This is a genomic window from Sedimentitalea todarodis, from assembly GCF_032595355.1.
GTDB lineage: Bacteria > Pseudomonadota > Alphaproteobacteria > Rhodobacterales > Rhodobacteraceae > Sedimentitalea > Sedimentitalea todarodis.
Genome location: NZ_JASMWN010000001.1, coordinates 517,461 through 532,992, shown reverse-complemented (window position 1 = coordinate 532,992; position 15,532 = coordinate 517,461). Strand labels below are relative to the sequence as shown.

The 15,532-nt window shown below is 59.0% G+C and carries 11 protein-coding genes; 10 read left to right on the top strand and 1 reads right to left on the bottom strand.

Translation table 11 applies throughout. The features are described 5' to 3' along the window. Positions 1-782 precede the first annotated feature (782 nt). The 9 genes from QO231_RS02555 to QO231_RS02515 all read left to right on the top strand — a co-directional run bounded on the left by QO231_RS02555 (position 783) and on the right by QO231_RS02515 (position 12,132). Positions 783-4,382: a hypothetical protein gene (locus QO231_RS02555; RefSeq protein WP_316772967.1), complete on the top strand. Its 3,600-nt coding sequence runs from the start codon at positions 783-785 to the stop codon at positions 4,380-4,382. A gap of 432 nt (positions 4,383-4,814) precedes the next feature. After that, complete coding sequence (locus QO231_RS02550) at positions 4,815-5,525, top strand: FkbM family methyltransferase (RefSeq protein WP_316772964.1); 711 nt, start codon at positions 4,815-4,817, stop codon at positions 5,523-5,525. Between the two features lie 21 nt (positions 5,526-5,546). Beyond that, entirely contained in the window at positions 5,547-6,449 is a 903-nt protein-coding gene (locus QO231_RS02545; protein ID WP_316772960.1) for a glycosyltransferase, read from the top strand. A 7-nt stretch (positions 6,450-6,456) separates the two neighbouring features. Then, on the top strand, positions 6,457-7,566 hold the full coding sequence (locus QO231_RS02540) for a DegT/DnrJ/EryC1/StrS family aminotransferase (protein WP_316772958.1): 1,110 nt from the start codon (positions 6,457-6,459) through the stop codon (positions 7,564-7,566). Positions 7,567-7,589: 23 nt separating this feature from the next. Further along, entirely contained in the window at positions 7,590-8,294 is a 705-nt protein-coding gene (locus QO231_RS02535) for a WbqC family protein (protein WP_316772956.1), read from the top strand. Continuing rightward, the gene (locus QO231_RS02530) at positions 8,284-9,282 is read left to right on the top strand and encodes a glycoside hydrolase family protein (RefSeq protein ID WP_316772953.1); all 999 of its coding nucleotides are present in this window, start codon (positions 8,284-8,286) and stop codon (positions 9,280-9,282) included. The genes QO231_RS02535 and QO231_RS02530 overlap by 11 nt, the downstream gene beginning before the upstream one ends. Beyond that, the gene (locus QO231_RS02525) at positions 9,279-10,247 is read left to right on the top strand and encodes a glycoside hydrolase family protein (RefSeq protein ID WP_316772951.1); all 969 of its coding nucleotides are present in this window, start codon (positions 9,279-9,281) and stop codon (positions 10,245-10,247) included. Before QO231_RS02530 ends, QO231_RS02525 begins: the two co-directional genes overlap by 4 nt. Beyond that, positions 10,241-10,690, top strand: a complete 450-nt coding sequence (locus QO231_RS02520) for a GNAT family N-acetyltransferase (protein ID WP_316772948.1) — start codon at positions 10,241-10,243, stop codon at positions 10,688-10,690. Before QO231_RS02525 ends, QO231_RS02520 begins: the two co-directional genes overlap by 7 nt. 149 nt (positions 10,691-10,839) lie before the next feature. After that, entirely contained in the window at positions 10,840-12,132 is a 1,293-nt protein-coding gene (locus QO231_RS02515; RefSeq protein ID WP_316772945.1) for an O-acetylhomoserine aminocarboxypropyltransferase/cysteine synthase family protein, read from the top strand. Between the two features lie 34 nt (positions 12,133-12,166). Here the strand turns inward: QO231_RS02515 and QO231_RS02510 are convergent, their stop codons facing one another. After that, a complete protein-coding gene (locus tag QO231_RS02510) occupies positions 12,167-12,877 on the bottom strand; it encodes an SIMPL domain-containing protein (RefSeq protein WP_316772942.1) in 711 nt (236 codons plus the stop codon). Between the two features lie 158 nt (positions 12,878-13,035). Here QO231_RS02510 and QO231_RS02505 point away from each other — a divergent pair, with 158 nt between their 5' ends. Then, entirely contained in the window at positions 13,036-15,447 is a 2,412-nt protein-coding gene (locus QO231_RS02505) for a hypothetical protein (protein WP_316772939.1), read from the top strand. Positions 15,448-15,532: the final 85 nt, after the last annotated feature.

The window sequence follows — 15,532 nt, the reverse complement described above, 5'->3', positions numbered from 1 at the left end:
TCCAATTGCGTTTTTGGAATAGGCCCGCAGAGGCGATGCACGAAAAAGCGTCCCCCGACTTTGCGTGTCGTCACACGGCACGGCTTCTTTCGTGCCCATGAGACGGTTCCCCGTCACCTCGCCAATCGGGTTGTAATCCTGCTTTTCCTTGAAAGCACAGGTGGCGCCGGGTAACCTTTTCTCTACCTGCCAGGGTCAGGCCACGGCGTTTTCAGCTGCGGACACTCTGGAGGCTGACGACCTTTCGGCGTCCGAATACGCGTCGATCTATTCGAATCGGGCGCGTCGATTCTCGACGAATTTTGGCCAGGTTAGATTTGAGGATTGCCGGTGCTGCACAGATTGCAGCGGTTTGTGCCGGTCTTGCATTTCTGTACGCTTGGGAGGCGTCAGTGCCGTGGTATTGGGTTTTTTGGTAGTTTATCGAATTTCATCGGCGCCGCAACTTCGGTGCCGGACAATGGTCAAACGACTGTCGCAAGCCTCGGCGTCTCTGCTCCCTCTCCCTATTAGTCTAAAGAACACGGGTCCACTTCCGATCCGGCACGTCCTCTTTGCGATGCTCGGCTTGCCCTCTGGCACTCTGGCCCTTTGCCTTGCGCATTCCCGCTCTGGTCAGCCCAAACAATTGACCGGCCCCTCTCAGACGGGCCGCCATACGGCGACGCCTGTCCTCAAACATTTCACGGTTCCATGCAGCACTCGCACTGCCCTCAGCCGTTTCTGAATGCCGTCCCGAATCCGGGGCAGCACGTGAATCATACATTCTGGAGACCGACATCATGACACTTCTTGCCTTTCTGCGTTCCACCATTTCCGACATCCGCGCCACTCTAGCCGAGCCTGAGACCGCCATCCTCCCGATCGACGCCGCCGAAGCCACTGCCATCCGCGGCGGCATGCCGGCCCCCGACCCAGCCCAGGATGCCGATGACGGAGATGAGGGAGATGAGGCCAATGAAGGCAACGAAGACGATGAGGGCGACGAAAACGACGAAGGCAACGAATTGAACGAGGATGATGAAGGCAACGAAGGCGACGAGGGCGACGAAAACGACGAAGCCAACGAAGACGATGAAGGCGACGAGAATGACGAAAACAATGAGGGCGATGAAAACAACGAAGATAACGAGGGCAACGAAGGTGACGAAGGGGGTCTGAACTCCGAGGGGGACGAAGGCAACGAAGGCGATGAAGGCAACGAAGACATAGAGAGCGACGAAGGCGACGAATTCGACGAAGGCGACGAGGCCAACGAAGACAACGAGGACGACGAAGGCGACGAGGGCAACGAAGGCGACGAGGCAAACGAAGACTCTGAGGGAGACGAAGGCGACGAGGGTAACGAAGGCGACGAGGCAAACGAGGACAATGAAGGTAACGAGTTCAACGAAAACGACGAGGGCGACGAGGCCAACGAAGGCAATGAAATCCAGGACGAAGGCAACGAGGGTAACGAGGACAACGAAGGCGACGAGAACGACGAAGCCAACGAGGGGGATGAAGGCAACGAAAGCGACGAGGGCAACGAAGGCAACGACCAGGGCGATGAAGGCAACGAAGTCACACCCGACGATGAGGGCAATGAGGACAACGAAGGCAACGAGGGCGATGAGGGCAACGAGGTCGGCGTAGACGAAGGCAATGAAGGCAACGAAGGCAACGAAGACGACGAGGGCAATGAAGTCGGCGCCGACGAGGGCAACGAGAACAACGAAGGCAACGAGGACGACGAGGGCAATGAAGCAGGCCTCGATGAAGGCAACGAGGGCAACGAAGGAAACGAAGGAAACGAAGGAAACGAAGGCGGACTCGACGAAGGAAACGAAGGGAATGAAGACGGCAGCCCGGATGACGAGGGCAATGAGGGGAACGAAGGCAACGAGGGCGACGAAGGCATCGGTGCGGGCCAGGACGAGGGAAACGAAGGCAACGAGGACAACGAGGACGACGAAAGCAATGAAGCAGGCCTCGATGAGGGCAACGAAAGCAACGAGGACGATGAAGGCGACGAAGGCAACGAGGCCGGAGCCGACGAGGGCAACGAAAACAACGAAGGCAACGAAGGCGATGAAGGCATAGGCTCCGGTCAGGACGAGGGGAACGAAGGCAACGAAGACACCCCAAATGATGAAGGTGACGAAAACAACGAAAACGACGAAGGCAACGAAAACGACGAGGGCAACGAGGGCAACGAACTCGACGAAGACAATGAGGGCGATGAGGCCGACGAAGGCGACGAAGACGACGAAGCCAACGAAAATCAGGACGAAAACGACGAGCACAATGAATATGACGAAGGTGATGAAGGCGACGAAGGCGATGAAGCCAATGAGGATGATGAAGGTGATGAGAGCGACGAGGCCGACGAAGGCGACGAGTTAGACGAAGACGACGAGAGCGACGAGAACGACGAAGGAAACGAAGGAAACGAAGCCAACGAAGATAACGAGGGCGACGAGACCGACGAAGGAAACGAAGGAAACGAAGGAAACGAGGACAACGAACAGGACGAAAACGACGAGCACAACGAAAACAACGAAGGCAATGAAGGCGACGAAAGTTCCGAGGAAGGCGACGTGCAGTCGACGCTCGATTACCAGGGCGACGAGGGCAATGAGTCCGACGAAGGCGACGAGGACAACGAAGACGACGAAGGGGACGAAGGGGACGAGAACAACGAGGCGAACGAGGACAACGAAGGGGACGAAAACGACGAGGGCAACGAAGGCAATGAAGCCAACGAAGGCTTTGAGGGAGACGAGGGCGACGAAGGCCTGGAAGGCGACGAGGCCAATGAAGGCGACGAAGGGGACGAGGGCGACGAAGGAAACGAAAACAACGAGTATGTCCAGGGCGACGCAGGCAACGAAGGAAACGAGAACAACGAAAACGACGAGGGCGACGAGAACAATGAAGGCGACGAAGGCCTAGAAGGCGACGAGGACGACGAAGGAAACGAAAACAACGAAGGCGACGAAGACGACGAAGCCAACGAGGGCGATGAAGGCGACGAAAACGACGAGGACGATGAAGGCAACGAAAACGACGAAGGCAACGAAGGCAACGAAGGGAACGAAGGCACAGAAGGAAACGAAGGCGACGAAGGCGACGAAGCCAATGAGGGCGACGAAGACGACGCGGCCTATACCCAGGAAGCCAACGAAGACAACGAGGGCAATGAAGGCAACGAAGGCAACGAGGATAACGAGGACAACGAAGGCAACGAAGGCGACGAAAGCGGCGAAAACAACGAAGGCGATGAAGGCAACGAGGGCGACGAAAACAACGAAGACAACGAGGGCGACGAAGGCGACGAGGGCGACGAAGGAAACGAAGGAAACGAAGGCAGCGAAGGTGACGAGGCCGACGAGGGCGACGAAGGCGACGAAGGTGACGAGCACAACGAAAACAACGAAGGCGACGAGGGCGATGAAGGCAATGAGATTGACGAGGATAACGAGGGCGACGAAGGCAACGAGGACAACGAAGGCGATGAGGCCGACGAGGACAACGAAGGCGATGAAGGCGACGAAAGCAACGAGAACAACGAAGGCAATGAAGACAACGAGAACGATGAGGCCGACGAAGGAAATGAAGGCGATGAGTTCATTCCCGGCGATACCGGCGATCAGGGAAATGAAGGCAACGAGAACAACGAAGGCGACGAGGGCGATGAAGCGAACGAAGGCATAGAAGGCAACGAGGACAATGAAGGCGACGAGGGTGACGAAGACAATGAAGGCGACGAAACAGACGAAGGGAATGAAAACAACGAAGGCGACGAAGGCGACGAGGGCAACGAGAGCAATGAAGGCAACGAAGGTGACGAGAGCAATGAAGGCAACGAAGGTGACGAAGGCAACGAAGATTACAACAACGATGAAAACGACGAAGGAAACGAAGGCGACGAAGGCGAACCCGACGGCGGAACCGAAGGGGATGAAGCCGACGAAGGCGACGAATATAACGAAGGCAACGAGGATGACGAAGGCGACGAGAATGACGAGGGCAACGAGGATAACGAAGGCAACGAAAACAACGAAGGCGACGAAGGCGACGAAAACAACGAAGGAAACGAGAACAACGAAGACGACGAAAACGACGAAAACGACGAAGGAAACGAGGACAACGAGGGCGATGAAGGCGACGAAGGCAACGAGGGCGACGAAGCCGCACCTGCCGCTGCCGCCGAAGCTGACAGTTCATGCGGAGGCTACGCCTGCGGCGCGGACGGCGGTGCGGATGAGTCCGACGCTTGCGGCACGGACGCCTGTGCTGTCGATGCTGGATCTTCCGGACATGAGGACGGATCGGATGACGCCTTTGGCGCTGACCTCGCTGGTGGCCTCGATGCCAGCGATCTGGACCCCGGTGTCTAACGACGCCTAGAAAACAGGACTGCCCGCCACAGGATTTTGGCGGGCAGTTGTATCATGTCGCCTCTGGTCCGAGTTTGTGGTGGCTGAAAAATGGCGGTGACCGCGGCGAGATGTAATCAACCCGATCGGCACAACGGCAATGTCGCAACGAGGGCAATCCGCAACATAGAGCGATCCTCGCGATTCCGAAGATCGGATACTTACGCGACAATGCCCATTCCTCGGCCATCGGGCTCTGCGCACGGCGTCGACCCCGCTCCTGAACGAACAGCGAAGTGCAGCGCATCCGCAGGAGCGATCTGTTGGCGGGGCCTTGACCCTATAGCCAAAGCAGGACACATATCCTGAAACCTCCAGACGCACCGGGCTTCGCCATTTGCATTGCCAGCAGGCGCAGATAACCTTGCACGACACATAGAGAGAGGGCGAGAAATGGTCCGCATATTCAAGAAACGCCGACCCGAAGCACCTCCGCCACCCTCACCAACCGACAAGTTGCTTGAAACACTTGTGGCACTTGGCATGAAGCCCACTCATATCGTGGATATTGGTGCCAATCACGGCAACTGGACCCGTGCCGTGCGCGCGGCGTTTCCCGAGGCCAAGATCAGCGCCTTTGAACCGCAGAAAGCCCTGGCGGAGAAGCACACGGACCTGGCTGCCGACCCGCACATCGAAATCCACTACAAGGGTGTCGGTGATTTTGATGGCTCCGCCCCCTTCACGTTTCACGAACGGGACGACAGTTCGAGCTTCATCTATTCCGCAAGTGAAGCAGAGGATCAGGGCCTTGCCCAGGGCGAGACCGAGATCTGCAAACTTGACACGGCGATGGCCGCATCGCCCTTCGGCACACCGGACATCGTGAAAATTGACGCCGAAGGACTGGACCTGAAGGTCCTGGACGGCGCCCCGAAGACGCTTGCGCAGGCTCAGGTCCTGCTGATCGAGGCCACTGCGGCCTGCCCGACCTACCCCAACACGGCGAGTGCGGTATTCGCGAAAATGGATGCGCTCGGCTTTCGACTGTTCGACATAACCGATCTGAACCGGACACCCGGCAAAGGGGTCTTGTGGCTGATCGAAGCGGTCTTTGTGCGCAAGGGATCACACCTTGATACGGTGTCCCAGATTCATGACTGAATTTCTTCGGGACACTTCACAATGACCGCGGCACTGCGTGACCGGAAATTTCCCAGCGATGAACCGGTCAAGGTATCCATCTGCGCGATTACCTTCAATCACGAGCACTACATCGCCCAATGCCTCGAAGGCTTCCTGGATCAGATCTGTGATTTCCGCGTCGAAATCCTGATCCATGACGATGCCTCGACGGATGGCACTGCCGATATCATCCGCGACTATGCGGCGCGACATCCGACGGTGTTTCGCACGATTCTTCAGACCGAAAACCAGTACTCCAAAGGCGTGAACCCGCATTTTGCCTATGTCATGCCGGATGCGCGGGGCGAATACATCGCGTTTTGCGATGGCGATGATTTTTGGTCCGATCCCGACAAGCTGGCGATTCAGGTGGCCGTTCTGGACAGCGAGCCGGATGTCGCCCTCACCTATGGTACCGCTCGCGGGATATCAGAGGCAGGCGAGCCTGTGGAATATGTCGGCGGGATAGAGCACGACCTGTCCCCGACCGACCTGAAGAAAGCTCCCCCCATCAACACCCTGACGACCTGCTTTCGCAACATCTTCCGAGGAACCACAGCCTCGCTGTTCATACGCACGGCCACGATCGGAGATCTCATGGTCTGGAGCATGCTGGGATATCATGGCGGCGGACGTTTCCTGAGCAACTTGAAACCCGCCTATTACCGTGTACATTCCAACGGACTTCTGTCCATGAAGACCCGCGAACGGCAACACTACATGACGGCGATTGCGCACATGCATCTCGCCGCCTATCACGAGGAACAATCCGACCCCGAGGCCGCCACGGCGGCCTTGCAGACAATGTTTCACCATAGCGAGTCGATGATGCGTGCCCTGCCCCACAAACGACTGTTCAAGCTCTGGCGTCGTGCATTCAAAAACAAACTCCTTGGGCGATGAAATTGACATGATGGACGAGATTTTCGTAACCAAACCGTATCTTCCCCCGCTTGAAGACTTTACGCCCTATCTGCAAGAGATTTGGGACAGTGGAATCCTGTCAAATTGCGGGCCATTTCACACAGAGTTCGAAAGGCAGTTGGCAGACTATCTTGGTGTGCCCCACATCTCGTTGTTCAACAATGGAACAATTGCCCTCGTGACCGCCCTTCAGGCCATGGGCAACGATGGTGAAGTCATCACCACGCCGTTCTCTTTCGTGGCGACCTCGCACGCAATCATGTGGAACCGCCAGACCCCGGTGTTCGTCGATATCGAACCGGACAGCATGAACCTTGATCCCGATCAGGTCGAAGCCGCGATCACGCCGAACACCAGGGCCATCGTGCCGGTGCATTGCTATGGGAACGTGGCGCGCGTCGCCGATTTTGAAGACATCGCAAGGCGTCACGGTCTGAAGCTGATCTACGACGCGGCGCATGCGTTTGGCGTCGAAGACGCCCAAGGCAGTGTTCTGAATCACGGAGATCTCTCGACACTCAGCCTTCACGCCACCAAGGTGTTCAACACGTTCGAGGGGGGCGCCATCATCTGCAAGACCGCCGAAATGAAGGACATGATCGACAAGCTCAAGAATTTTGGTCACGAGGGTGAAACAAGCGTCGTCGCGACCGGTATCAACGGCAAGATGAGTGAAATCAACGCCGCCTTCGGTTTGTTGCAGCTCAAGCATATCGATGGCATCATCGACCGCCGCGCGGAAATTTCAGCCCGTTACCGTGCAGCGATCGATGCGATCCACGGGCTCGACTATCTCGCCCCTGCCCTTGGTGGACAGCGGCCCAACCATGCTTATTTCCCAGTGCTGGTTCGCCCGGATTATCATATGTCCCGCGATGAATTGTATCACTGGATGAAGAGCAATGGGGTACACCCGCGCCGCTACTTTTATCCGTTGATCACCGAGTTCGACATGTACAAGGGTTTGCCGTCTGCCGATCCGGCCAACTTGCCCATCGCCACGTCGATGGCGGATCAGGTGCTGTGTCTGCCGATCTATCCGGACCTGACCGAAGCGGACCTGTCCCGGATCATTGATCTGCTTCAGCCCAAATAAGCCGTCGCGATAGAGAGTCCCCCATGCAAACCGCGATCATGCAACCTTACTTTCTGCCCTATCTCGGGTACTTCCAACTGATGCAGGCGGCGGAGTCCTTCGTTGTATACGACACGATCCAGTACACAAAGAAGGGCTGGATCAATCGAAACCGCCTGTTGCGAAACGGTGAACCCGTGACCTTTGCGATCCCTCTCAAGAAGGATTCGGACTATCTGGACGTGGTGGATCGCCGGATTTCGGAGAGCTTTGATCGCAGGAAACTATGCGCGCAGATCGAAGGCGCGTATCGCAAGGCACCCTTCTTTGCCGAGACGATGCCGGTTGTCACCGAAATCATCGAATGCCCCGCCGACAATCTCTTTGAGTACATCCACAATTCGCTCCGGCTCGCCTGTGCACATCTGGGCATCCTCACCCCCATCCATGCCTCATCCGAGGTCGAGGGTGGTCCGACAGAACTGCGCAACGCCGACAGGGTCATCGATATCTGCACACGCCTTGAGGCCACGGGATACTTCAACCCTCCGGGGGGCCGCGGCCTTTATCAGGCAGAGGCATTCCGCGCACGCGGCCTCGATCTGCGCTTTCTGGAACCGCATCTTTCGCCCTACCCTCAATTCGGAGCAGAGTTCGTGCCGGCACTTTCCGTTCTCGACGTGCTGATGTTCAATGGCCGCGACCACACTTCCGACGTGCTGCTGAAGGAATTCGAACTTGTCGAATAATGGCACCAAGCCTCCGTTTCTATGGGAAAAGCTGGGCAAGGTCTTTGATCCGTCCCGTGTCACCGGTCGCGATTGGCTCAGGGAATTCGCCCAAGCGCCCGCGACACTGATTTTCGATGACTTTGTCCGGGTCTATTTCTCGTGCCGACCGCCTGCGGACGCCACCGGACAATATGTCAGCTATTCCGCCTTTGTCGATCTGGATCGCAAGGACCTGACGCAGGTTCTGCGCGTCGCCGAGCACCCCATCCTCCCGTTGGGAGAGCTGGGGACATTTGACGAATTTGGCACCTACCCTGTGTCGATCATCCGCCACGAGGACAAGGTGCGCGCCTATTACGCGGGCTGGACACGGTGCGTGTCTGTCCCCTTCAATGTCGCCATTGGCTGTGCCGAAAGCACCGATGACGGAGCAACATTTCAAAAACTGGGGTCCGGTCCGGTCGTTCCCTATTCACTGGACGAACCCTTCGTGATGAGCGGGCCCAAGATCCGCAGGTTCGACGGCACCTGGTACCTGTTCTATATCGCCGGAAAATCCTGGAAGATCGTCAAGGGCCGCCCGGAACCTGTCTATCGCATTCGCATGGCGTCGTCTCGGGACGGCATCACATGGAGCAAGCTGGGCAAGGACCTGATCAACACCGTTGTCGAGGACGATGAGGCACAGGCCAGCCCCGATGTATTCTGGGCGGACGGTCAGTATCACATGTTCTTTTGCTATCGCTATTCCGAGGATTATCGGAGCCACGCGAACGGCTATCGGATCGGGTATGCCTACAGCGACAATCTGCAGGATTGGACCCGCGTCGATGACAGGGTCGGCATCACCGTCTCACCTACCGGCTGGGACAGTGAAATGATCAGTTACCCGCATGTTTTCCGCGTCGATGGACAGGTGTACATGGCCTATCTCGGCAACGGTGTGGGGCGTGAGGGATTTGGATTGGCCCGACTGGCCTCGCATCCGGAATGGGCAGCACCATGATCATACGCAAGCTTGGCAAGGTCTTTGATCCCGCGGATCACACGCTACCCGACAATTGCAGGGAGTTTGCCCAAAGTCCCCAGGCACTGGAATTCGAGGACTTCACCAGGGTCTATTTTTGCACCAGATCGGTCGACCCCGACGGCAAGACCTTTCGCAGCCACGTGTCCTTTGCGGACATGGAAAAGGATTTTTCCTCGGTCCGCAGGGTTGCACCAAAAACCGTTCTGCCCGCAGGCGATTTGGGCACCTTTGATGAACACGGGGTCTTTCCGATCAACGTGATCCGCAACGAGGGGCAAGTCTGGGGCTACACCTGCGGTTGGAATCGTCGCGTGTCGGTAGCCGTCGATACGGCCGTCGGTCTGGTGGTCAGCGATGATGACGGTGAGACCTTTAGGCGGATCGGCCCCGGCCCGATCCTGGGTCCGTCATTGCACGAGCCGTTTCTGGTGGGCGATGCTTTTGTGATCAGGGCCATGGGTGTGTTTCACATGTGGTACATGTTCGGGCAACGATGGAAGCGCGAAAACGACACCTCGCAACCCGACCGCGTTTACAAGATCGGACATGCGGTATCGCAAGACGGCATCGGCTGGACCAAGGAGGATGGCGTTCAAATCCTGCCGGATCGCCTTGGTTCGGACGAATGCCAGGCCCTTCCCAGCGTTCTTCATTTCGGCGAACGCTATCACATGGTGTTCTGTTATCGGGACGTGCACGGGTTCCGAACCGATCCGGGCAAGGGTTACCGCATCGGCTATGCACAGAGTGATGACCTTGTGACATGGAATCGGGATGACGCGGCATTGGGTTTTGAGACAGAACCGGGCGCGTGGGATGCCGAGATGCAGTGTTATCCACATCTGACGCTGTCGTCGGGCGAGCCCTATCTGCTTTACAATGGCAATGCGTTTGGCCGCTACGGGTTCGGTGCGGCAAAGCTCTCTCTGCCTGAATGCTGACATACGACCGCAACACCTCCACCACCCAGGACATACTGACCCAATTGACGGCGTGCGACAGCACGTTTTCCCCACCGCTGAGCACGCGAACAGACCTGCAAACATATGCAGCAAAACTGCACTCCACGTCAGATCGTTTCGAAGCCTGGGAAGGAACGGCCTTGGTTGGCTTGGTTGCCGCCTATTGCAATGCTCCGGATCGCGGTGCCGCCTTTGTTACCAGCGTGAGCGTTCTTCCGGAGCAGACCGCGAGGGGGATCGCAGCAAGGCTGATGTCCGATTGTATCGCCCATGCCGCCGATCTGGGTTTCACCCGGCTTGAATTGGAGGTCAGCGCCGAGGCGACCGCCGCGCTGCGATTGTATGAGCGCCTCGGCTTCGCACTCTTGGCCGAGTCACCCAAAGACGAGGGGACACTGCATCTGATACGCGCGCTTTCGTGATAGCCGCCCTGCAAGGTCGGGCTCGACTGTTTAGGCAAGCGGCAGAGATGGCCGTTCAGGTCACGCACCACAATCAGCCGCAAGCGAGAGTTGTCATGTTCTGAGCGATGTCATAGGACTTTGCGCAACGATTTATCAGGGAGTACACCATGACTGACGGCCCCACCTATGGCTTTGACACGCTTCAAATTCACGCCGGCGCACGCCCCGACCCGGCAACTGGCGCGCGGCAGACGCCGATCTACCAAACCACCGCTTATGTCTTTCGCGATGCCGAGCACGCCGCCGCCCTGTTCAACCTGCAAGAGGTCGGATACATCTATTCGCGCCTGACCAACCCCACGGTTGCCGTTCTTCAGGAACGCATCGCAACGCTCGAAGGTGGTGTCGGCGCGGTCTGCTGTTCCTCGGGTCACGCCGCGCAGATCATGGCGTTGTTTCCCCTGATGCAACCCGGCTGCAATATCGTCGCCTCGACCCGGCTCTACGGTGGCACGATTACCCAGTTCGGCAACACCATCAAGCGCTTTGGCTGGTCCGCCACTTTTGTCGATTTTGACGATCTTGATGCGGTTAAGGCGGCGATTGACGACAACACCCGCGCGGTCTTCTGCGAATCCATCGCCAACCCGGGTGGGTACATCACCGACCTGGATGCAATTTCCGCGGTGACGGACGAGGCCGGCATTCCCCTGATCGTCGACAACACAAGCGCCACCCCCTACCTCTGCCGCCCGATTGAACATGGGGCGACGCTGGTCGTTCATTCGACGACCAAGTACCTGACAGGCAACGGCACCGTCACCGGCGGCTGCGTCGTGGACTCGGGCAAGTTTGACTGGTCAGCGAACGACAAATTCCCCTCTCTCAGCCAGCCGGAACCCGCCTACCACGGCCTGAAGTTCCACGAAACATTTGGCCCGCTCGCCTATACCTTTCATGGCATCGCAATCGGGTTGCGCGATCTGGGCATGACCATGAACCCACAGGCCGCGCACTACACGCTGATGGGCATCGAGACCCTCAGCCTGCGGATGGAGCGTCATGTCGAGAACGCCGAAAAGGTCGCCAATTGGCTCGAGGATGACCCGCGCGTAGACTATGTCACCTATGCCGGATTGGAGTCCTCGCCCTATTTCGATCGTGTCAAATCCATATGCCCAAAAGGCGCTGGCGGGTTGTTCACCTTTGCGGTCAAAGGCGGCTATGACGCCTGTATCAAATTGGTGGATGCTCTGGAAATCTTCAGCCATGTGGCAAATCTGGGGGATACCAGATCTCTGGTCATCCACTCGGCCAGCACCACCCACCGGCAATTGACGCCCGAACAGCAGGAGGCCGCAGGTGCGCAAGCCAACGTCGTGCGCATTTCGATTGGCATAGAAAACGCCGAAGACCTGATTGCCGATCTCGATCAGGCCTTGTCAAAGGCCACAAGCTAAGGGGGACGGGGCTGCAAGGTGCAGCCCCTCCGCCTCATTCACCGATTGCAAAGATCACTGAAACCGACGCGGACAGGCTGACCTCACCTGCCGCGACGGGTACGGAGGATTCCGCCATCGCGGCGCGTTGCATCATCATCGGACGCGGACCACCGCCACCCTGTTCGGTGATCGAGATGATTGGCCCGAGCGGCACGCCCGCCGCATTCGCCAGCAACTGCGCCTTGGCGATTGCATCCTTGACCGCCGCTTCGCGCGCCGCATCCTGCAACGGTCCCGGTTCTTGAACGCCAAACTGCAAGCCATTGAAATCATTTGCACCGTCAGCAATGACAGCGTCCAGCGTCGTGCCGAGAATATCAAGGTCGCGAATCCGCACCATTACCATATTGCTGGCGGTAAACCCGGTGATCTTGGCAGGATAAGTGCCGGAACTGCCCCGACCGGACCAGACAGGGTTCAACGACAGGCGTTGAGTCTGGATATCCTTCTGTTCGATCCCCAGAGCCGTCAGCCGTTCCAGCACCTGTCCCACCGACGCAGAGGTTGCCGCCATCGCCGCCTTGGCCTCGCGGGCCTCGTTCGTGACACCCAGGGTAATCGTCGCCATATCCGGCGCGGCTTCGACCTGCCCTTCACCGGTGACGGCGATCTGACGCACCTGGTCTTGCGCTGCTGCGGGCGCGGTCAGCGCGGATGCGATCACAATCGCAAGAACTTTCATGCCAATCTTCTGTCGTTTCATAGTGATCCTCCGTTATCGTTGCCTTTCACATGGGCATCTACCCGCCGCCGACGCAAGGGTCGCGATTGCCTTTCTCTTTTCCTCGGTCGACTCCTGCATTAAACTCCTCCCGCGGACGTGTGACGTCAGTGGGTTGGGTCTTTGGGATTATTTGTTGAATGAAACCGGGTTTCGCGCTTTCCCTGTCCCTTGAGGGCATCGCGCTGCTGCACAGGGCGGCGGACGGGTGGCGCGTGGTTGGCGATGTCAGCCTGGATGCGCCCGACCTGACGAACACATTGGAAGACCTGCGCCAGCGCGCACTCGAAATCGATCCGCGCGGGCCGGTTTGCAAACTCATCATACCCAATGATCAGATCCGCTATCTGAACGTGCCGGCCACGGCCTCCGATGACGATGAAAACCGGGAAATGGCCGTCACCGCGCTGGCCACTGCCACCCCTTACACACTGGACGAACTCGCCTTCGATCTGAACCTCGGCGCAAATCATACACAGGTCGCCGCAGTCGCCCGGGCGACGCTTGCCGAGGCCGAGCAGTTCGCCACCGAACACGGGTTTGAACCGGTCAGCTTTGTCGCGATTCCGGACGGGACGGAGTTTGACGGCGAACCCAACTTTGGGCCGGCAAGCCGCGTCGCTGACGAAGAGCCGGTCGAACGGGATGATGCACCGGTGAGTGTGATCGGCATGGCAATCGAGCCTGCCCCGCCCCCCGAACCTTCGGCGGTTGAGGACGATCATTCCGACCCTGACATTTCAGATAGGCCTGCGGAGGTACCCCCGGAACCGGCCCAGTTTACGAGCCGCCGCAGCAAGGCGGACGAGCCGTCGACCGCACCGCCATTGGCCGGCGCGACGCGGAACGCACCAGATATGCAGCCGGTCAAGCCGGTTGAGCCCACACCGTCGGTCGCCAGCATCCCGGAGACCGAGAGCGCCCTCCCTGAGCCGGTGCCCACCGAGCCCGAACCGGTACCAACCGAGCCCGAACCGGTTTCAACCGAACCTGTACCGGTCCCTGCCAACCCTGAACCGGTGCCCACCGAACCTGTCCCTCTATCAACTGAAAACGACACCGCTACTGCCGAAGAGGACAAGCCGGAAACAACAGCCACGACCCCAGATGCGGATACGCCGCCTGACACGATAAGAAAGCCGGTCATCATCCGGCCGGCCAAATCTGTCGAATCGGCCACGTCCGACTCAGCGCCTCCCGCCTCGCAGCCAGATCCTGAGCCCATGGACGAAGCGGCAAGACTGACGGTTTTCGGCGCGCGCGAACGCTCCGCGGTCGGCGGCAAACCCCGCCATCTCGGCCTGATCCTGATGGCCGCGCTCTTGCTGTTCCTTGCGGGTGTCGCAGCCTGGGCCACCTTTTTTCTGGAAGACGGGCTGGCCGGGCTGTTCGATCGTTCACCCGCGGTGACAGAACAGGCCGCGGTGCCCACTGCCCCGACGCCCGGCGTCCAGAGCAGCGCGCCCACAAGTCCGGCAACGGATGGACCCACCGCAGACGGGGATGTGGAAACCGCCCGGATCGAGCCCGAAGCGGCATCGCCCGGCGACACCGCCCCGGAAACCACGACGGAGGCGGACTCCGCCACACCCGAACCCGCTGGTGCAGCCGACCCGCAGGCGCTGCAACAGGACCTGGACCGCTATGCCGCGACGGGTATCTGGCAGCGTGCTCCGGCAATCCCTGAAACGCCCGAGATCGTCGATCTGAACAATCTCTACGAGGTGTCGATCGACCGGACCGATCTGGCGCAGGACGCGGTGGCTCTGCCTTCACTCTCCGAGCTTGATACCGACCTGCCTCTTGATTCCGTAACCGCGCCCGCTGCCGCCGGAACCACCTTTGCACTGGGCGCGGACGGGTTGGTCATACCAAGTCCCGAAGGCACCCTTACGCCCGAGGGGATTCGTGTATTCCAGGGCAAGCCGCCGGTTGTTCCGCCGCCAACACCAACCCGGTTCGAGGCCGAACCCGACCTTGATGCCGGGCGAGATCGGCTCGCCGGTCTGCGCCCCAAGCCGCGGCCATCGGATCTGGTCGAGCAAACCGAGCGCACCCAGCTCGGCGGGCTGACGCGTGCGGAATTGGGCCAGGTCCGCCCCAAGACGCGGCCCCGTACGCAGAAACAAGAAGCCGAACGCGATGAGACACCGACCGCGCAGGCCGTCGTCGTTTCAAAAACACCCAAGGCCCGACCGCGAAATTTCAGTGCCAAGGTCGAAAAGGCGCGAAAACAGACTGCGGGCCCCTCCGCACAGGTTGCCGCCGTTACCGTCGCTCCCAGAACCGTCAAGCCCAAGATCCCGTCATCAGCGTCCGTGGCGCGCCGTGCGACACTCGACAACGCAATCAACCTGCGCAGGATCAACCTGATTGGTGTCTACGGCACCCCGGCGAACCGGCGGGCGCTCGTCCGGCTGCCAAGCGGGCGCTACAAGAAGGTCAAGGTCGGAGACCGGGTGGATGGCGGCAAGATCGTGGCCATTGGTGACAGCGAATTGCGCTACCAGAAGAACGGGCGCAACGTGACCCTGAAAATGCCGCGCGGCTGATCGCCTCGGCTCGCGCCGGCAGAACATAAAACGCCGCAGACCTCTCAAGGCCTGCGGCGTGTGATGCAAGCGCAGAAGGCGTGAC

What these genes read in the sequence shown, in the direction of transcription:
- QO231_RS02520 (WP_316772948.1), top strand. Translation starts at nt 10,241, where the DNA reads ATGCTGACATACGACCGCAACACCTCCACCACCCAGGACATACTGACC.
- QO231_RS02510 (WP_316772942.1), bottom strand. Translation starts at nt 12,877, where the DNA reads ATGAAACGACAGAAGATTGGCATGAAAGTTCTTGCGATTGTGATCGCA.
- QO231_RS02505 (WP_316772939.1), top strand. Translation starts at nt 13,036, where the DNA reads ATGAAACCGGGTTTCGCGCTTTCCCTGTCCCTTGAGGGCATCGCGCTG.
- QO231_RS02535 (WP_316772956.1), top strand. Translation starts at nt 7,590, where the DNA reads ATGCAAACCGCGATCATGCAACCTTACTTTCTGCCCTATCTCGGGTAC.
- QO231_RS02525 (WP_316772951.1), top strand. Translation starts at nt 9,279, where the DNA reads ATGATCATACGCAAGCTTGGCAAGGTCTTTGATCCCGCGGATCACACG.
- QO231_RS02555 (WP_316772967.1), top strand. Translation starts at nt 783, where the DNA reads ATGACACTTCTTGCCTTTCTGCGTTCCACCATTTCCGACATCCGCGCC.
- QO231_RS02515 (WP_316772945.1), top strand. Translation starts at nt 10,840, where the DNA reads ATGACTGACGGCCCCACCTATGGCTTTGACACGCTTCAAATTCACGCC.
- QO231_RS02550 (WP_316772964.1), top strand. Translation starts at nt 4,815, where the DNA reads ATGGTCCGCATATTCAAGAAACGCCGACCCGAAGCACCTCCGCCACCC.
- QO231_RS02545 (WP_316772960.1), top strand. Translation starts at nt 5,547, where the DNA reads ATGACCGCGGCACTGCGTGACCGGAAATTTCCCAGCGATGAACCGGTC.
- QO231_RS02540 (WP_316772958.1), top strand. Translation starts at nt 6,457, where the DNA reads ATGATGGACGAGATTTTCGTAACCAAACCGTATCTTCCCCCGCTTGAA.